The sequence below is a fragment of the Allokutzneria oryzae genome, from assembly GCF_042429765.1.
In the GTDB taxonomy this organism is placed as follows: Bacteria; Actinomycetota; Actinomycetes; order Mycobacteriales; family Pseudonocardiaceae; genus Allokutzneria; species Allokutzneria oryzae.
Window position 1 is genome coordinate 373,705 of the sequence record NZ_JBHLZU010000018.1, and the last position, 18,152, is coordinate 391,856.

At 69.7% G+C, this 18,152-nt stretch carries 12 protein-coding genes; 3 read left to right on the forward strand and 9 right to left on the reverse strand.

Features of this window, described 5'->3' with window-relative positions; all coding sequences use genetic code 11:
• Window positions 1-95: 95 nt before the first annotated feature.
• Window positions 96-2,930: a PQQ-dependent sugar dehydrogenase gene (locus tag ACFFQA_RS20960; RefSeq protein WP_377854676.1), complete on the forward strand. Its 2,835-nt coding sequence runs from the start codon at window positions 96-98 to the stop codon at window positions 2,928-2,930.
• Between the two features lie 135 nt (window positions 2,931-3,065).
• Here ACFFQA_RS20960 and ACFFQA_RS20965 read toward each other — a convergent pair whose 3' ends face one another.
• The 7 genes from ACFFQA_RS20965 to ACFFQA_RS20995 all read right to left on the reverse strand — a co-directional run bounded on the left by ACFFQA_RS20965 (window position 3,066) and on the right by ACFFQA_RS20995 (window position 12,008).
• On the reverse strand, window positions 3,066-3,992 hold the full coding sequence (locus ACFFQA_RS20965; RefSeq protein ID WP_377854679.1) for a decaprenyl-phosphate phosphoribosyltransferase: 927 nt from the start codon (window positions 3,990-3,992) through the stop codon (window positions 3,066-3,068).
• Between the two features lie 2 nt (window positions 3,993-3,994).
• Window positions 3,995-4,507, reverse strand: a complete 513-nt coding sequence (locus tag ACFFQA_RS20970; protein WP_377854682.1) for a phosphatase PAP2 family protein — start codon at window positions 4,505-4,507, stop codon at window positions 3,995-3,997.
• 113 nt (window positions 4,508-4,620) lie between these two features.
• A complete protein-coding gene (locus tag ACFFQA_RS20975; protein WP_377854685.1) occupies window positions 4,621-6,594 on the reverse strand; it encodes a glycosyltransferase in 1,974 nt (657 codons plus the stop codon).
• Between the two features lie 3 nt (window positions 6,595-6,597).
• The gene (glf, locus tag ACFFQA_RS20980) at window positions 6,598-7,788 is read right to left on the reverse strand and encodes a UDP-galactopyranose mutase (RefSeq protein WP_377854688.1); all 1,191 of its coding nucleotides are present in this window, start codon (window positions 7,786-7,788) and stop codon (window positions 6,598-6,600) included.
• Between the two features lie 481 nt (window positions 7,789-8,269).
• Window positions 8,270-10,564: a hypothetical protein gene (locus ACFFQA_RS20985; RefSeq protein WP_377854691.1), complete on the reverse strand. Its 2,295-nt coding sequence runs from the start codon at window positions 10,562-10,564 to the stop codon at window positions 8,270-8,272.
• Window positions 10,561-10,995 carry a GtrA family protein gene (locus ACFFQA_RS20990; RefSeq protein ID WP_377854694.1) on the reverse strand — a complete coding sequence of 145 codons (435 nt, stop codon included), beginning with the start codon at window positions 10,993-10,995 and terminating at the stop codon, window positions 10,561-10,563. The genes ACFFQA_RS20985 and ACFFQA_RS20990 overlap by 4 nt, the downstream gene beginning before the upstream one ends.
• Window positions 10,992-12,008: a glycosyltransferase family 2 protein gene (locus ACFFQA_RS20995; protein ID WP_377854697.1), complete on the reverse strand. Its 1,017-nt coding sequence runs from the start codon at window positions 12,006-12,008 to the stop codon at window positions 10,992-10,994. The genes ACFFQA_RS20990 and ACFFQA_RS20995 overlap by 4 nt, the downstream gene beginning before the upstream one ends.
• 171 nt (window positions 12,009-12,179) lie before the next feature.
• On the opposite strand from ACFFQA_RS20995, the gene ACFFQA_RS21000 reads away from it, so the two are divergent.
• Window positions 12,180-14,066, forward strand: a complete 1,887-nt coding sequence (locus ACFFQA_RS21000) for a PIG-L family deacetylase (protein ID WP_377854700.1) — start codon at window positions 12,180-12,182, stop codon at window positions 14,064-14,066.
• A gap of 4 nt (window positions 14,067-14,070) precedes the next feature.
• Here ACFFQA_RS21000 and ACFFQA_RS21005 read toward each other — a convergent pair whose 3' ends face one another.
• Both ACFFQA_RS21005 and ACFFQA_RS21010 read right to left on the reverse strand, forming a co-directional pair.
• Window positions 14,071-14,625: a DUF3558 family protein gene (locus ACFFQA_RS21005; protein WP_377854703.1), complete on the reverse strand. Its 555-nt coding sequence runs from the start codon at window positions 14,623-14,625 to the stop codon at window positions 14,071-14,073.
• A 29-nt stretch (window positions 14,626-14,654) separates the two neighbouring features.
• Window positions 14,655-15,581, reverse strand: a complete 927-nt coding sequence (locus tag ACFFQA_RS21010; protein ID WP_377854706.1) for a phosphotransferase — start codon at window positions 15,579-15,581, stop codon at window positions 14,655-14,657.
• Window positions 15,582-15,698: 117 nt separating this feature from the next.
• Between ACFFQA_RS21010 and ACFFQA_RS21015 the strand changes: the two genes are divergently transcribed.
• Window positions 15,699-18,146, forward strand: coding sequence for a GcvT family protein (locus ACFFQA_RS21015; RefSeq protein WP_377854708.1), 2,448 nt, complete (start codon window positions 15,699-15,701; stop codon window positions 18,144-18,146).
• Window positions 18,147-18,152: the final 6 nt, after the last annotated feature.

Genomic DNA, 18,152 nt, shown 5'->3' on the forward strand with positions numbered 1-18,152 from the left:
GACCACGTTCCACGCCCTTGACCTGGGGCTTGTCGCTGTCCAAGACGTTATCCACGGTCGGTAACACGGCTGGCCAGTCCTACGAATGAGGGATCGTGCGCCTTCGCCAGTTCTTGTCCGCCGCCGTGACCACCGCGGTTGTCTCCACCATGGTCGCCGTGCCGGGCACGGCCGCCGCTGACGAGGTCCCCGTCCTGCCCGCCGGTTTCGTCTTCACCGACCAGAAGAGCGGCCAGGAACCCTTCGAGCTGACCGACTTCGCCTACCTGCCCGACGGCAGCGTGCTGACCTCGGGCAAGAAGGGCACCGTCGCCTGGGTGCCGACCACGGGCGAACCGCGCACCATCGCGACCATTCCGACCCGCTCCGCGGGTGACCTCGGCCTGACCTCGCTCGTGCTGGCCAACGACTTCGCCACCACCCGGCAGCTCTACACCACGCGGGCACTGAACGTGGGCAGCGGCAAAGAGCTGCGGATGAGCCGCTGGACGCTGACGGTGGACGCGCAGCAGCAGCCGACCGGGCTCACCGACGAGGTGCCGCTGCTGCAGATACCCGGCAACACCGACATCCACGGCATCACCGGCCTCGCCGTCGGCCCGGACAACTCGCTGTGGGTCTCGGTCGGCGACAGCGCGGGCGTGCGCTACTCCGAGGGCGCGACCCCCGACAACGTGGACAAGTTCGCGCTGCGCTCGCTGGAGATCGACGAGCCCTACGGCAAGCTCTTCCGCCTCAACCCCGACGGCAGCGGCGTGCGGGGCAACCCGTTCTACCAGGCCGACAACCCGAGCTCGTGGCGCAGCAAGGTCTACGCGAGCGGCTTCCGCAGCCCGTTCCGCTTCTCGCTCGACCCGTCCTCCGGCGCGCCGGTGCTCGCCGACGTCGGCTGGGAGCGCCGCGAGGAGATCAACCTGGTGCAGCCCGGCCAGAACTACAAGTGGCCGTGCTGGGAAGGCGACATCCCCACGCCCGCCTACAGCCAGATCCCGGTGTGCACCACCCTGGTCAACACCCCGCCACTGCTGACCTACCTGCGCAACGAGGGCAACGCCATCACCGGCGGCATCGTCTACTCCGGCAGCTCCTACCCCGAGGAGTACCGGGGCGCGTACTTCTACGGCGACTACGCGCAGAAGAAGATCTGGACGCTGCGCTACACCAGCGACGGCAAGCTCGTGCCCGGCTCGCAGAAGCCGCCCTTCGGCACCCAGATCGGCGGCCCGGTGAAGTTCGGCGCGGCCAGCAACGGCGACATCGTGATGGCCGACATCTACGGGGGCCAGCTGCGCAGGCTCAGCTACTCCTCGGCCAACCACGCGCCGGTCGCCAAGGCGACCACGAAGACGACACCGGCCACGCGCGAGGTCAGCTTCGACGCCAGCAGCTCCTACGACTTCGACGGCGACGCGCTGACCTACAAGTGGGACTTCGGCGACGGCACGACCGGTGAGGGCGTCGCGGCGACGCACAAGTACGCGTCCGGTCCGAACGTGCTGACCGCGAAGCTCACGGTGACCGACGCCCTCGGCAAGTCCAGCACCATCCAGCTGACCGTGGCACCGTCCAACAACGCGCCCACGATCTCCATGACCGCGCCGCAGCCGGGCAAGGTCTTCGCGGTCAACGAGCAGATCCAGCTCAGCGCGACCGCGAACGACGTCGAGGACGGCGCGCTCACCGTGACGTGGACCAGCGACCTGGTGCACTGCCCGACCAACGCCGCGTGCCACTCGCACCCGGACGTCGGCGGCACCGGCCCGAACTTCGGCATGCCGTTCACCGACCACCCCGAGTCCCGGGTGGACATCACCGCCAAGGCGACCGACCGGTACGGCGTGACCACCGTCCGGACCTACTCCGCCAAGCCCTGGCAGCAGCGACTCACCGTGGCCAGCAACATCCCGGCTGCGGTGCGGATCGGCTCCAACGGCGCGACCACCTCCGCGTTGATGACCGTGGGCTCCGAGGTCGGCATCGAGGCCGCCGAGACCGCCTCCGACGGCGCGTCGACCTTCGCGAAGTGGACCGACGGTTCGACCGCGCGCACCCGCAACGTGGTGATGGCCGGCTCCGACATCACCGTGACGGCGGAGTACGTGACGCCGATCGACCGCCGCTACGCCAGCGACGCCGCAGTGCGCGCGCAGTTCGGGACGCCGCTGGAGCCGGAGGTGGCCGAGGGCGGTCTGCGCTACCGCAGGTACCAGGGCGGCAGGCTGTACTGGACGCCGGAGGCCGGGGTGAAGGCCGTCTACGGCGCGATCATGGACACCTACCTGGCCAGCGGCGGGCACGCGCGCTTCGGCGCGCCGACCACCGACGAGCTGGGCACGGCGGACGGGATCGGCCGGTACAACCACTTCGCCGGCACCCAGTACACCGGCGTCGCGTCGGTGTACTGGACCCCGCAGACCGGCGCGCACGCGATCTGGGGCGACATCCGGGGCGCGTGGGCCCGCTCGGGCTGGGAGGCCGGTCCGCTCGGCTACCCGGTCACCAGCGAGCTGGGCACTCCGGACGGGATCGGCCGGTTCAACCACTTCAGCAAGGCCGCCTCGGCCTACTGGACGCCCGCGACGGGTTCGCACGTGATCTACGGCGGCATCCGCGAGGCGTGGGAGCGCAGCGGCTGGGAGCTCGGACCGCTCGGCTACCCGACGACCGACGAGCTCGGCACCCCGGACGGCATCGGCCGCTACAACCACTTCAGCAAGGGCGGCTCGATCTACTGGACCTATGCCACGGGTCCGCACGACATCTACGGCGCGATCAAGGACCGGTGGGCGGCGCTGGGCTGGGAACGGTCCTACCTCGGCTACCCGACCAGCGGCGAGCACGACATCCCCGGCGGGCGCCGCAACACCTTCCAGAACGGGAAGATCGACTGGGACCGGGCGGCCAACAGGGCCGTCGACAGCCCGCGATGAGGACCACCTGAATGTCCCTTGTGGACGGACGGCGGCGACGGTGTGCAGGGCACCGTCGCCGCCGTTTTTTCTGGTGGAGCAAGCACAAGAGCCGCCGCCCCGGAACGGGACAGCGGCTCTGCGCGAGGAAAAGGGCTAGGAGTAGTAACCGAGGCCGAGGAAGACGACCCAGGCGACGCCGAGGATCTGCAGCCAGCGGTCCTTGAGCACGATCTCCTCCGGCTCACCGCCGTTGCCGCTGTCCACGTCCACCGCGTAGCGCAGCACCGCGACGACGAAGGGCACCATCGAGACCACCGACCAGGCCGAGTCCACCCGCTCGTTGATCTCGAACGCCCACAGGCCGTAGGTCATGATCACGATCGCGGCCGCGATGGCCCAGACGAAGCGCAGGTAGCTGGCGGTGTAGCTCTCCAGCGACTTGCGGATCTTGGCGCCGGTGCGCTCGGCGAGCCGGATCTCGGCGTAGCGCTTGCCCGCCACCATGAACAGCGACCCGAACGCGGTGACCAGCAGGAACCATTGGGAGAGCGCGATACCCGTCGCCGCGCCGCCCGCGATGGCGCGCATCAGGAAGCCCGAGGCCACGATGCACATGTCGATCACCGGCTGGTGCTTCAGGCCGAAGCAGTACCCGAGCTGCACGACCTCGTAGACCGCGATCACGATCACCAGGTCCCAGCTGGCCAGCGTGGAGACGCCCAGCGCGCCCAGCAGCAGCGCCACCGCCGCGCCGAAGGCCAGCGGCACCGGGACGATGCCCGCGGCGATCGGCCGGTTGCGCTTGGTCGGGTGGGCGCGGTCGGCCTCGACGTCCTTGCTGTCGTTGACCAGGTAGATCGCGGACGCGGCGAGGGAGAACGCGACGAAGGCGATCAGCGCGTTCACCAGCACGTGCAGGTTGTCCGCCTGGCCGGCCGCGAAGGGTGCAGCGAGGACGAGGACGTTCTTGATCCACTGGCGCGGGCGGGCGGCCTTGATCAGGCCCTTCGTGGTGCGCACCAGACTGGGCTTGGTCTCGCCGGGCTCCGCGGTGGCGGACTCGGTGGCGGACGAGGTCATCGTTACTCCGTACGTTCTGATTTGCGCAGCCAGCGGCTGACGCCAGCGCCGATCGTGGCGCCCAGGACGGACCCGGCCAGCACGTCGGTCGGGTAGTGCACGCCGAGAACCAGCCTGCTGACCAGCATCGGAGGGACCAGCAGCGGCGTCAACCGCCTGCCGGTCAACCCCCCGTAGATCACCGCGGCCGCGGCGGTGGAGGTGGCGTGCGATGACGGGAAGCTGAGCTTGCTCGGCGTCCCGACCAGGATCTCCACGTCGGGGCTGTCCGGACGGGGCCGCCGCACCACGCGCTTGACCGCGATGGAGGCGCCGTGCGCCGCGGCCACCCCGGCCGCGCCTGCCAGCCACTGCTTGCGGCGCTTGCGGTCGACCACCGCGCCGAGCGCGCCGATGGCCAGCCAGCCCGCCGCGTGCTCACCGAAGAACGACAGGGCACGGGCCGCCTTGACCACCGGGGGCTTGGCGATCCGGCGCTGCACCTCGGAGAGCGCGGCGGTTTCCTGCGTAGACATCTTTCTCCCAGCGTTCACGGGTGAGACACCTTGCCCGGTAACGGATCGCGGCGCCTCGGCCCCGGGAACTCCCCCGGTGCCTCGGCGCCGCGACCGCTGTTCGAGCTTTCGTGTCAGGAGCCGAAGAGCTGCTTCCACGCGTCCCGGCTGGACAGCTGCGGCAACGCCTGACGGTACTCGCGCTGCACCCGCGGCCACTCCTGGACGAGCCGCTTGTGGTTGTGGAGTGCCCGTGCCATCAGCTGCTTGAACAGCTTCGGGTCACGCCGCCGGAAGGCGACACCGCTGCCGTCGGCGTTGGAGACCGTCGCGCTGTCGAGCGCGCCGAGCAGGAACCAGCGACCGGCCTGCGCCGAGACGTTGATCTGCGGGCGGTCGATGGTCTCGCGGTCGGGCTCCTTGAGGTGGTGCGCCAGGGACAGCGCGGCGCGGGCCGCGATGACCACCGGGTTCACCGGCGGCTTGAGCAGGCGCTCGGCCTTCACCGGGTCGAACGTCGGCGGCGGGAACTCCCTGGCCGAGGGCAGGATGTGCGCGTCGGTGTACTCGTTGCGGATCTTGAGGATCTCCGGGCGCTTGGTGCCCAGGGTCTCGAAGAGCTTGCCCGGCCCCTCCAGGAAGTCCTCGATCGCCTTCTGGTGCAGGGCGACCGTGGAGTACTCCATGGAGAACAGGTGCCGCAGCGAGAGCTTGAGGCCCTGCTTGAGCAGCGAACCGCGCACGTCGTACGGGCTGTGCAGCGCGGCCATGATGTAGCGGTTGCGGACGTGGAAGTAGGCCGTCCAGTCGGTGGCGTCGTCCTTGTCCGTCCACGGCATGTGCCACACCGCGGCACCGGGCAGCGACACGGTCGGGAAACCGTGCGCACCGGCGCGCAGCGAGTACTCGGCGTCGTCCCACTTGATGAACAGCGGGAGCGGCAGACCGATCTGGTCGATCACCTGACGCGGGAACAGGCACATCCACCAGCCGTTGTAGGTGCCGTGGATCCGCAGGTGCAGTTCCTCGGTCTCCCGCAGCGGCTCCGCACCGAAGTCGTGGTCGGTGACGGCACCAGGAGCCTTGCGCCACATGGCGGTCTTGAGGTCGACCACCTCGCCGAAGCTGTGCAGCCGGGCCCTGGCCTGGAGGTTGAGCATGTGACCGCCGACGACCACCGGGCTGGACGCGGCCCGCGCGAAGGCGTTGGCGCGCAGCACGCTGTCCGGCTCCAGCCGGATGTCGTCGTCGAGCAGCAGGATCTGCTCGCAGTCGGTGTTCTCAACGCCCTCGTAGAGCGCGCGGGTGAAGCCGCCGGAGCCGCCAAGGTTGGCCTGCTCGATGACCTCCAGCTTGTCGCCGAGGCGGCGGACCGCCTCGTCGTAGCCCTCGGTCTCGCGGACCTTCTTGGCGCCCTGGTCGACGACGAAGACCTTGCCGACCACGTCCAGCACGGCCGGGTCCTCGCCGAGCGCGTGCAGGGCGATGACCGCGTCCTGCGGCCGGATGGTGCAGATGCCGACGGAGACCTTCTGCTCCGGCAGGTCCTTGTCGGTTGCCCAGACCGCGTCCTTGATCTCCAGGTTGGCGTCCTCGGTGAAGACGTCGAACCAGATCCAGCCGCCGTCCTCGAAGGGCTGCAGCGAGACGTGGAACTCCAGCACCGTCCAGTTCTTGGCGGCGCGGACCGCCTTGCCCTGCAGGTGCACGATGTCGCCGCTGGGCTTGGAGCGGTAGACGTCCACCCGCCCGGAGCCGCGGACCGTCATCCGCAGGGTGACATCGCTGACCCACGTCCACCGCTTCCAGTAGCTGGCGGGGAACGCGTTGAAGTACGCGGCGAAGGAGGTCTTGGTCGAGGCCGGGACCGTCACCGAGCGGCGCGACGTGAAGTGCACGCGGTTGGCCACGTTCTCGGGCTCGTCCACGTAGAGCGGGCGAACGTCCAACGGGTCCTCGTCCCGGGGGAAGATCACTCGCTGCAGTACGCGGTTGGCCGGAACCTCGCTGTTCCGGCCACCAACGCGGACCGAGCTGACATCGCTCAGCTTGGCGTCCGGCGCGTCGTCACGCCCCTGCGCGGTCGCGGTGCTCTGCTGCTCGGCCACTCTTCAATCCTCCAGCGAACCGTCGAACGCCCGGCCCTCGGTGAAGTACGGGGCGATCTTGTTGTCGAACATGCTCAGCGCGGAACCGATCGCCATGTGCATGTCGAGGTACTTGTAGGTGCCGAGGCGGCCGCCGAAGAGGACCTTGTTGTTCTTGGCCTCGGCCTTGGCGAGCTCGCGGTACCGCTCCAGCTTGGTGCGGTCCTCGGGGGTGTTGATCGGGTAGTACGGCTCGTCGTCCTTCTCCGCGGAGCGGGAGAACTCGCGGACGATGACCGTCTTGTCCTTGGGGTAGCTGTCCCGCTCCGGGTGGAAGTGCCGGAACTCGTGGATGCGGGTGTAGGGGACGTCCTCGTCGTTGTAGTTCATGACGGAGGTGCCCTGGAAGTCGCCGACCGGGAGGACTTCCTGCTCGAAGTCCAGGGTCCGCCAGCCCAGCCAGCCCTCGGAGTAGTCGAAGTAGCGGTCCAGCGCGCCGGTGTAGACGATCGGGGTGCCCGCGGGGATCTCGTCGCGGATCTCGAAGAAGTCCGTGCCGAGCTTGACGTCGATGTTGGCGTGCTCCGCCATCTTCTCCAGCCAGGCGGTGTAGCCGTCGACCGGAAGACCCTCGAAGGTGTCGTTGAAGTATCTGTTGTCGAAGTTGTAGCGGACCGGGAGCCGCGTGATGACGTTTGCGGGGAGCTCCGTCGGGTCGGTCTGCCACTGCTTCTTCGTGTAACCGCGGACGAACGCCTCGTAGAGCGGGCGCCCGATGAGGGAGATGCCCTTCTCCTCGAGGTTCTGCGCGTCGGCGGTGTTGATCTCCGAGGACTGCTCGGCGATCAGGGCGCGAGCCTCGTCCGGCGAGTGCGACTTGCCGAAGAACTGGTTGATCAACGCCAGGTTCATCGGGAACGAGTAGACCTGTTCCTGGTACTTGGCGAAGACGCGGTGCTGGTAGCTGGTGAACTCAGTGAACTGGTTCACGTAGTCCCAGACGCGTTTGTTCGACGTGTGGAAGAGGTGGGCGCCGTAGCGGTGCACCTCGATACCGGTCTCTGGCTCGGCCTCGGAGTACGCGTTGCCTCCGATGTGGTCGCGACGGTCGATGACCAGCACCCGCTTGTCCAGCTGGCTGGCGACACGCTCGGCGACCGTAAGGCCGAAGAATCCGGAACCGACGACAATCAGGTCATAGCCTGCGAAGCTCACGGTTGGCCAGGGTACCGACGTCTCGCCGAGGTTCCGAACCGGCCCTGTCAAGGGCTTGATCAGGTGTTATCACTCACCGCGCTCAGTCATTGCCGGAATGGCCGAAGGCACCGTCGTCCCTTCTGGCGCAACTGACCCGTTCGGCCCAACGCACCACGGGGCGGATCGGGTGATCCACTCACGTGACAGGGCTTCTGGGCGCTCGCTGAACAGCGGCGACTCCGGTTCATCCCCTTTGGGGCGCGCGCAGGGACATCATCCGGCGGAGCGATCGGCCGCCACTCCCTCCGGGGTCGGTCAACCACGGACCGTAACCAGAAGGAGTGTCACATCTCGCCACGGAGAGCTTCGGCACGTTCCGCACGCGGAGAAGGCACAGCGCGAGCACGACCGGTCGACCGGTACTGGGGCCGTCCGCCGATGGTCGCCGGGTGAAGGTTGGACGGACCGCTCCCCCAAAGAACGGTCCGTCCAACGTGGCTCAGCGGGCGTCAGACCGGCGACGGCGCCATTGGAAGGCGGAGAGCAGCAGAGCGCCCACAAGACCCGCCAGCGCGCCCGTGAGGCCGATCCACAGCCCGGGTGGCGTCCACGTCAGCGCCACCTTGCCGCCGCTGAGGTTCTCCGGCAGGTCCACGGTCACCAGTCCGCCGGGGCCGTTGCGCACGCCGACCGGCCGACCGTCCACGGTGGCCTTGTAGCCCGGCCAGTTCAGCCGCGCGAACGTCAGCGAGATCGGCCCCTTGGCCGTCGCGCGCTCGAAGACCACGGATTCCTCGTGCTGAGCGGGCATCGTGTCGTTGGTGACCTTCGTGCCCGGCGTGACGTGGCTCAACCGGCCGGCGCCCCACGTCGGCACGTCCCGCTCGCGCCGCAGCACGGTCACGTAGTCGGTGCGCTCGGCGACCTTCCACCCCGGTGGCACCTGCGGAGTGTCGATCATCGCGCGCTGCACGACCACCGTGCGGGCCTTGATCAGATCGGCCAGCGGCGGCCCACCGCCGACGGTGGGCGCCCACAGGTTGCCGAAGGTGTCGCCGGGGCACTCCCGCACCTTGGAGCCGCCGTAGTCGTTGAGGCACAACGCCTTGTGGAACGGCTTGAAGCCCATGCCGGAGTACGCCGTGGTCGTGTCCACACCCGCGACCCGGTAGACGTTGCCGAACAACAGGTCCCGCCACACCTCGGGGTCCGGCTCCAGGAACTGCCCCTTGCCGCGCGCGATGACGGGGTCCCGGTCCGCGACCTGGACCATGGTGCCGGGGTAGCGCGCCGCGAAGGTCTTCAGCTCCGCGACGGAGCTGGGGAAGTTGTACGGCGCCACGTCGCGGTTCATCGGGAACCACACCACCTGGAGCGCCAACGCCGCGGCGGTGCCGACGTGCAGCACCGCCACCAGGGGCCGGCTGCCGCCGTTGCGGAACGCGATCACCGCCAGCGCGACCAGGACGCCCAGGAGCAGCACGGCGACGATGTGCCATGCGGCGATCTTCGGCCAGGAGGCGAACGACAGGTAGGCCGTCACCGCGAGCGCGCCGACCGTGATCCACGCGCGGCGCCGGACGTGGTCGAGCTTCAGCCCTGCGGAGAGCAGGACCGCGAAGAGCACCATCACCGCGAGGTAGAAGTACTCCACGAGCCGCAGCGGCCAGCGGAACATCCAGAAGTTCGACGGGCCGACGGTGGCGACGAGGTACACGCCGCCGATGACCAGCACGCCCAGCAGCTGCTTCCACCCGCGCCGCAGCACCGACCAGTCCAGCCACGCCAGCAGCGGGACCACGAACCACGCCAGGTACATCGCGGGGAACGTCATCCGCACGGAGACCGTGGCGAAGGAGTGGATGTCCGGGACGTAGCTGGGCAGGCTCGAACTCAGGTAGTCCTGCAGTGACGGCACCAGCTGCGTGTTGTTGAACAGCTCCTTGCTGTTGCGCCAGCTGACGCCGGAGTTGCCGAGCAGCGGCAGGAACACCAGCAGCGCGACGCCACCGACCGTGGCGCCCAGCAGGAAGAGCCGGGTGAACGCGCCCTTGACGGTGCCGCCGACCTTGAACTCGATCAGCAGCACGAGCAGCACGAGGCCGATTCCGAGCAGGCCGTAGGGGTTTCCGACGGTCACGCACAGCGCGCCGAGCAGGAACGGCCAGATCGTGCTGATGCGACCACGGGCCATCTTGCGCGCGGCCCACCAGAAGTGCGGCACCCACGCGAAGGCCATCAGCCCGGCGATCCAGATGCTGGCCTCGAAGTAGAGGGTGAACCCGGAGAACGGCAGCGCGACCGCGACGGCCGATGCGGCCCAGCGGGAGGCGCCGTACTCGCGGGCGAGCAGGTACACGCCGAGCGCGAGGATGACCAGGAACTCGGCCTTCACCACGGCGCCCGCGGTCGCCAGGTCGTCGAAGTTCGCGACGAGCAGGTAGTTGACCAGGTTGACCGGGTTCCACACGCCGAACATGGCCTCGGCGGTCAGGTTGCCGCCGATCCACGCCTCGGTGTCCAGCAGCAGCGGGAAGTCGCCGGCCATCAGCCGCTGGCCGAGCCGGTACCACATGGGCAGGAACTGGGCGGCGCTGTCGTCCCAGAAGTAGAAGACGCGGTTGGTCAGCGTCGGGATCTGCGAGAGCACCGCGACCAGGAACGCGACCCCGGTGGGCACCCCGAGGTGCACAAGCCAGGAAGCCTTGCCGCGCTGGGACTTTTCGGTCTTCTCACGCGAAGAGGCCTTGTGGTCCAAAGAGTCCGAGAAGGACGAAGTGGGCACAGCGGTCACCGCTTGTTCTCCTGGGGGGCGGCGGCCAGGGGACCCACTTCGGGTCCTGCGGCGGCGGGACGGTCGGTGAGCACGAACCTGGCGACCACGTAGGTGATCGGGATGGCCACCGCCATGGTGATCAGCGGGGCGTGGTCGGGGTTCATGCCGATGATGTCGACGAGCAGGTAGAGCCCGAGGGTCTGCACGGTGAAGCTCGTCGCGTTGGACAGCGGGAAGAGCAGGAACTTCTTCCAGGTCGGCCGCACCTTGAAGGTGAAGTAGCAGCTGAGGAAGTACGAGCCGACCATCGCGATGAGGAACGCCGTGATGTGCGCGACCTGGTAGTGCAGCACCTGGCCGAAGAGCAGGTAGAGGCCGTAGTAGACGCCGGTGTTGATCACGCCGACGCCCGCGAACCGGATGATCCGGTCGTATCTGCCGAAGTTCACTTGGCCTTGGCCTCGGTGTGCGAGTGCGAGTGGGCGTGCTGCAGGAACTCCGCGTGCTCCATGGCCTCTGTGCCGAGCGCGACGGTCACGGGTGCGCCGTCGCTGGACTCCTTGACCAGGAAGTGCGGTCTGCGCTTGCTCTCGTAGTAGATGCGGCCGAGGTACTCGCCCATCACGCCGAGGAACAGCAGCTGGAGCCCGCCGAAGGCGATCACGCCGACCATCACCGTCGCGTAGCCGGGCGTGTCAACGCCGCCGATGATCGAGTCGAGGATGACGTAGACCGCGTAGATGAAGGCCAGCCCGGTGGTGAGCAGGCCGAGGTAGATGGCCATGCGCAACGGTTTGCTGTTGAACGACACCACGCCGTCGATGCCGTAGTTGAGCAGCTTGCCGAAGGTCCACTTGGTCTCGCCGTGCTGCCGCTGGACGTTCTCGTAGGGCACGACCGCGGTGTCGAAGCCGATCCAGGAGAACAGGCCCTTGGAGAAGCGGTTGTACTCACCGAGCGACAGCAGCGCCTTGACCGCGCGCCGGGACAGCACCCGGAAGTCGCCGACGCCGTCCTTGAGCTCGACGTCCACCATCTTGTTGATCAGGCGGTAGTACAGGCGCGACACCAGGGTGCGCACGGGCTTGTCGCCCTTGCGGGTCCGGCGCGCCACGACCTGGTCGTAGCCGTGGCCGAGCAGCTCCACCATCCGCGCGAGCAGCTCGGGCGGGTGCTGGAGGTCGGCGTCCATCAGCGCGACCGCGTCGCCGGTGGCCTGCGACAGACCGGCGAGCATCGCGGCTTCCTTGCCGAAGTTGCGGCTCAGCGCGATGAACCGGAAACGGGGGTCGTCGGCACAGATCCGACGCAGCTCCGCGAGGGTTCCGTCACTGCTGCCGTCATCGACGAGCAGCACCTCGAAGTCCTCGGACGCCTCCGGCAGGACGGCGCTGAGCGCATCGTGCAGATGCTGAAGACCGCGCTCCTCGTTGAAGCACGGCACGACTACGGACAGACGCATGGGTTCTCCCCCGTGCAGCGCCCGTGCCCGACGCTGAATGACTGCGACAAACGGCCCAACCAGCCGCTCCGCCAAGCTATCACGCTAAAAGTGACGGTTCAGCTCCGCTTCAGGTTGCCTTGGTATGGGCCCCGACTTCGTCGTACTCCGTACTTGGCTACCGTCGCCACCATGCGTCGCAGTGGCATCCGGGTCGTCTTCACCGCGGTACTCGCGGTGACGTTGCTCTCCTGCACGGATCCGGCCGTGACGCCGCCCGCGTCGGCCCCGGCGAGCGTCCCCGAGATCCGGCACCTCCAGGTCGTCGCGCACCAGGACGACGACATCCTGTTCATGAACCCCGACGTCAGCGCCGCGATCAGGTCCTCGCGACCCACGATGACCGTGTACCTGACCGCCGGCGAGGCGAACGTGGCGGACACCGCCGGATACGCCGCGAAACGCCAGGCCGGTACACGTGCGGCGTACGCGCGGATGGCGGGTGCGCCCGACGACTGGCGGGCTGAGCCGCTGGAGCTCGACCGCGATCACCGCGTGGAGCTCTACACGCTCAAGGCCCGTCCCTCGGTGCAGGTGGTGTTCGTGAACCTGCCGGAGAACGCCGACACGAAGGCGCTCGGCGGCGCGCGGGCGCTCGTCCGGCTGTGGCAGGACCGGTCGAACGCCGTGCGTGTGCGCGCTCTCAAGCCGAACGGCGGGGTCGAGGGCGTGAACTGCGTCTACGACCGCCAGACGGTGATCGACACGTTGGTCGGCATCTTCGCGCGGTTCCGGCCGACGATGGTCCGCTCGCAGGACGCGGCCCCGGACCGCCGCTACACCGGCAACTGGGTGCCCTTCCACGACCACCCCGACCACGTGATGGCCGCGCTGTTCACCAGGGAGGCCGCCCAGCTCTACCAGCTGTCCGGGGCCGGTCCGCGCTTCGTGTCGGTGAGCTACCGCGACTACAACGTGGACGAGGCGCCGATCAACCTCTCCCCCGCGCAGCAGAAGGACAAGCTGGACACCTTCGCCGCCTACGTCCCGCACGACGACCAGGTGAGCATGAGCGAGCCGTACAACACCTGGGCCCGGCGCACCTACTACCGCTGGCCGCGCGGAGTGAGCTGGGCCGGCACCGACCGGTCCGGCCGTGGAGAGGCGTTCGCCGTCCTCTCGGGCAGGCTCGTGCGGTGGAGCGAGGCCGAGGACGGCCGCTGGGCCGGACCGACGCCGATGGCGGACGCGGGCGGACCGCTCGCTCCGACGGTGTCCGTGGCACGGCAGCACGTTTTCGCGCGACGCCTGGACACCAACGAGATCCTCGTGCTCGCGGAAGGCGCGACGGCCTGGACCAGCCTGGGCAACCCCAACCGCGGCGGTGCGACCGAGTCCGAGGTCGGCACCCCGATGGCGTCCGCGGTGGACGGTGGTGTCGCCGTCTTCGTGCGCAACGGTGGCGGCGGGGTGAGCATGCTGGCCTCGTCCGACGGCCGCTCCTGGCCGACGACGTGGACCGACCTCGGTGGCTCCGACGTGCAGGACGGCCTGGCCGTCGCGGTGACCGGCACCGGGTGGGACCTGTTCGCGCCGACCAGGCAGGCCGTGCTGCGCTGGCACCGCCGAGGTGGCCCGCCCGCGCTCGACCCCGGCTTCCGGGCACCGCGTCCGGCCGGGCCGCTGACCGCGACCGGGATCGGCGGCGACCGCGCCGCGCTGGCCTACCGGATCGCCGACACCGCGGACATCGCCGTGGTGCGCACCGACGACACCCGGCCCGCCGTCGTGCTCCCGAATCCGGGAGGCCTCGGCGTCCCGGCGCTGGCCAGAACGGAACGGCCGGAGCAGCTGGTGGTCTTCGCCCGCGACGACGGCGGTGTGTCGGCGGCTGTGTCGGCGGGCAACGGGTTCGGCCGCTGGACACCACTGGCCGGTCAGGTCGCGGAGAGCCCGGCGGTGCTCGGGCGCGACGGGCGGCTGGTGCTGCTCGCGCTCGGACTCGACGGCCGGTTGCTCGCCAACCGGCAGGGTGCGCCCGGCGGGGCGTTCGGCGGCTGGGGCGCGGTCGGGTCCTGACGGATCAGGAGCCGACGCGGGCGGCGATCTTCTGCGAGATCACGTCCGCGACCGTGCACGGATCCACGTCCGGGAACCGGCCGTTCATCACCGACACCCCGGCCACCTGGCCGTAGTCGAGGGTGAACCGGGTGATGCACTGCTTGGCGTTGTCGGGGCCGACCTCGCGGTTCTGGACGCCGCGCCGGGTGCCGTAGGTGACCGGCTTGTCGTCGGCGCCCTTCGGGTCCACCCGAATCTTGGCGATCGAGCCCCAGACGACCAGGGTCATGAAGGCCTTGAACCCGTCGTCGCCGATCTCGTTGTTGTCGAAGCTGCACCCGTCCTGGAACACCTCGTCGGCGGCCTGCGGCGGGCGGTGCCTCGGCTTGACCGTCTCGACGGTGCGAACCTCCAGCGGGAAGTCGGCCCAGGTCACAACCGTGCAGGGGTCGAAGGGCGCGGAGCCCGCCGGGCGGGCGGTCGTGGTCGGCACCGGTCCGGACAGGGCCTCACCGCGGACCTGCTGAGCGCATCCGGTCGCGACGAAGGCGACGACGAGCAGGGCTGCTGCGGTCACGGGTGTTCGCCTCACCCGGAGAGTGTCCATCACCCCCGGCGGGCAAGGTCAAGCAGAGGACCCAGCTCCGCGCCGGTCAGCGCGGCCCTGGCCCGGCCCCACTTCGAGGCGGCCTCGCCCCAGTAGTCGAACCCGCTGCCCGGCTTGGCCAGCAGACCGTGGTGGATGCAGAACCACAGCGTCCAGGTGAAGTCCGACATGACCGAGAACAGCCGCACCCTGGCCAGCAGCCCCCTGCTGTGCTCGGCACCGAAGTACTCGCGGGCCAGCAGCTCGGTCAGCTCGGGCGCCAGCTGCGACTCGGCGGCGATGTTGCCGAGCTCGAAGCCGGGGTCGTTCATGCCGCTGAGCTGGTAGTCGACGATCCGCACGCCGTCGTCGGTCTCGATCAGGTTCTCCGCGAGCAGGTCGTTGTGGCACGGAGCCTTGGGCAGCGGGACCGCCGCGAGCGCCGCGCGCACGTCGGCGACCAGCGGCAGGTGGTCGCGGTAGTCCGGCGGCACGGTCAGGCCGTGCTCGTCGCACAACCCGAGCAGCTCGGTGAGCTTGTCGAAGATGTCCATCTCGTTGACGAACGGCCGGGTCCTGCGGTGCAGGGCGCGGACAGCGGCGGCGATCTTCGGGATGCGTCCGGGGTCGCGCACGTCCGCCGCGCGCAGCGTGCGCCCCGGCAGGTACTCCAGGACCAGCGTCGGCGGCTCGTCGAGCACGTGCAGCACGGCGGGGCCGACACCGGATTCGGCGGCGCGGACGGTGTTGGCGATCTCCTGCTCCAGCGGAACGCCGAGGCCCGCGCGGGAGACCGCGGGGTCGAGCACGCGCACGATGAACTCCGCGCCGTCGACCCGGACGAGTCCGACCTGGTGGCTCAGCCCGCCGACCAGGGGAAGCCGCTCGACCTCCCGCCCGGCCCAGCCGGGGACCAGCGCGAGCACGTCGGAGAGGTTCGCGGTCATCCGTGGAGTCTCCTCGGGAAACGCGCCGGGAAGAGAGCTGGGTCACAGAGTGTCTTGCCGGGTGATCGTCTCCGTCAAGGCGTTCCGCCCGGCGCGGCGTGCCGGTACGAATGGGACGTGGCCACGGACCGAACGCTCCCCGCCCGCGCCCGCGTCGTCGTGATCGGTGGTGGCGTCGGCGGCACGAGCATCGCCTACCACCTCGCCGAGCTGGGCGAACGCGATGTCGTGCTGCTCGACCGCGACGAGCTGACAAGCGGCTCGACCTTCCACTCCGCGGGCCTGGTCGGCCAGCTCCGCGCGGACCCGACGCTGACCAGGATGAACACCTATTCGGCCGAGCTGTACGCGCGGTTGCAGCGGACCGAGCACCCGGTGGGGTGGGTGCCGTGCGGCGGCATCCGGCTGGCCTGCACGCCGGAGCGGTTGCAGGAGACCCGTCGCCAGATCGGCTGGGCGCGCACCTTCGACCTGCCGCTGCGGGAGATCTCCCCGGCCGAGGCCAAGGAGCTGTTCCCGCTGATGAGCACCGAGGGCGTGCTCGGCGCCTCGTACCTGCCGACCGACGGCTACGTGGACCCCTCGCAGCTGACGTACTCGCTCGCGGCGGGCGCGCGGGCGGGCGGTGTCCGCATCCACACCAGGACCCGCGTGCTCGGCATCGACGTGCGGGACGGCCGCGTGCACCGCGTGCGCACCGACAAGGGCGAGATCGAGGCGGAGGTCGTGGTGAACTGCGGCGGCATGTTCGCCGCGGAGATCGGCCGGATGGCGGGCGTGCGCGTCCCGATCGTGCCGATGTCGCACCAGTACCTGGTCACCGACCCGGTGCGGCCGCGGGACGGCACGCACCTGCCGACGCTGCGCGACCCGGACAACCTCGTGTACTGGCGCGAGGAGGTCGACGGGCTGCTGATGGGCGGCTACGAGCGGGACTCGCGGCCGTGGGCGCAGAACGGCGCGGCGTTCGAGGCGGTTCCCGCTGACTTCAACGGGAAGCTGCTCGCCGAGGACTGGGACCGGTTCACCGAGATCGGCGCCAACTCCGAGGCCAGGGTGCCGGTCATGGGCACGGTGGGGGTCCGCCGCATGATCAACGGACCGGAGGCGTTCACCCCGGACAACGAGTTCTGCCTCGGCGAGACCGAGCTCGGCGGGTTCTTCGTCGCGGCGGGGTTCTGCGCGCACGGGATCGCGGGGGCGGGCGGCGTCGGCAAGGTGATGGCCGAGTGGATCGTCAGTGGCGATCCGGGCCTGGACGTCTCGCACATGGACATCCGCCGCTTCGGCAGGCACTACGGCTCGCCGAGCTACACCCGCAAGCGCGTGGTGGAGAACTACGAGACCTACTACGACATCCCGTACCCCCACCGCGAGCGCTCGGCGGGACGACCGCTGCGTGTCTCCCCCGCCTACCAGTGGCACGTCGGGCACGGAGCCAGCTTCGGCGAGAAGTCCGGCTGGGAGCGGGTGAACCACTACGAGTCCAATGTGGACGGTGGAGATCCCGGGCTTCGCCCGCACGACTGGGCGGGCCGCAACTGGTCCCCGGCGATCGGCGCGGAGCACATCGCCACCCGCGAGCGCGCCGGACTGTTCGACGAGTCCTCCTTCGCCAAGATCTCGGTCAGTGGCCCGCGCGCGGCCGAGTCGCTGAACTGGTTGTGCGCCAACGACATCGACCGCGAGATCGGCACGGTGACCTACACCCAGGCGCTGAACGAGCGCGGCGGCATCGAGTGCGACTTCACCGTCACCCGGCTCGCCGAGGACGAGTTCATGATCGTCACGGGCACGGCGTTCGGCTCGCGCGACATGGCGTGGCTGCGCGGGCACGCGGGCGACGGTGTCCGCATCGCCGACGTGACCGGGCAGTACGCGTGCTTCGCGCTGTGGGGACCGCGAGCGCGCGACATCCTGGCCCCGCTCACGCCCGCCGACCTGGGCAACGACGCGTTCCCGTACCTGACCGCGCAGGAGACCACGGTCGGCGACGTGCCGGTGCGGGCGCTGCGGGTGACCTTCGTCGGCGAGCTCGGCTGGGAGCTGTACTGCTCGGCCGAGTACGGCGCGGCCCTGTGGCGGACGTTGTGGGAGGCGGGCGCGGGGCACGGCCTCGTCGCGGGCGGCTACCGGGCGATCGACAGCCTTCGCCTGGAGAAGGGCTACCGGCTGTGGGGCTCGGACCTCACCCCCGAGGTTCACCCGTACGAGGCGGGCCTGGGCTTCTGCGTGCGGCCGGACAAGCCGTTCCTCGGCCGCGAGGCCCTGCTCGCCGCCCGCGAGCGCGGGTTGACCAGGAAGCTCGCCTGCCTGGTGCTGGAGGACCCGCGCCACGTGGTGCTCGGCAGCGAGCCGGTCCGGGTCGGCGGCACGGTGCTGACCAGGGTCACCTCCGGCGGCTTCGGCTACACGGTCGGCGCGTCGATCGCCTACGCCTACCTGCCGCCCGAGCTGGCCAGCCCCGGCACCGCGGCGGAGGTGGAACTGTTCGGCACCTGGGTACCGGCGGTCGTGTCCAAGCAACCGCTGTTCGATCCGAAAAGCGAACGCGTTCGACAGTGAGCGACG

Bases quoted from the DNA above. Each gene is read 5' to 3' on its own strand.
- ACFFQA_RS20965 (WP_377854679.1), bottom strand. From the start codon at position 3,992: ATGACCTCGTCCGCCACCGAGTCCGCCACCGCGGAGCCCGGCGAGACC.
- ACFFQA_RS20970 (WP_377854682.1), bottom strand. From the start codon at position 4,507: ATGTCTACGCAGGAAACCGCCGCGCTCTCCGAGGTGCAGCGCCGGATC.
- ACFFQA_RS20995 (WP_377854697.1), bottom strand. From the start codon at position 12,008: ATGCGTCTGTCCGTAGTCGTGCCGTGCTTCAACGAGGAGCGCGGTCTT.
- ACFFQA_RS21000 (WP_377854700.1), top strand. From the start codon at position 12,180: ATGCGTCGCAGTGGCATCCGGGTCGTCTTCACCGCGGTACTCGCGGTG.
- ACFFQA_RS21010 (WP_377854706.1), bottom strand. From the start codon at position 15,581: ATGACCGCGAACCTCTCCGACGTGCTCGCGCTGGTCCCCGGCTGGGCC.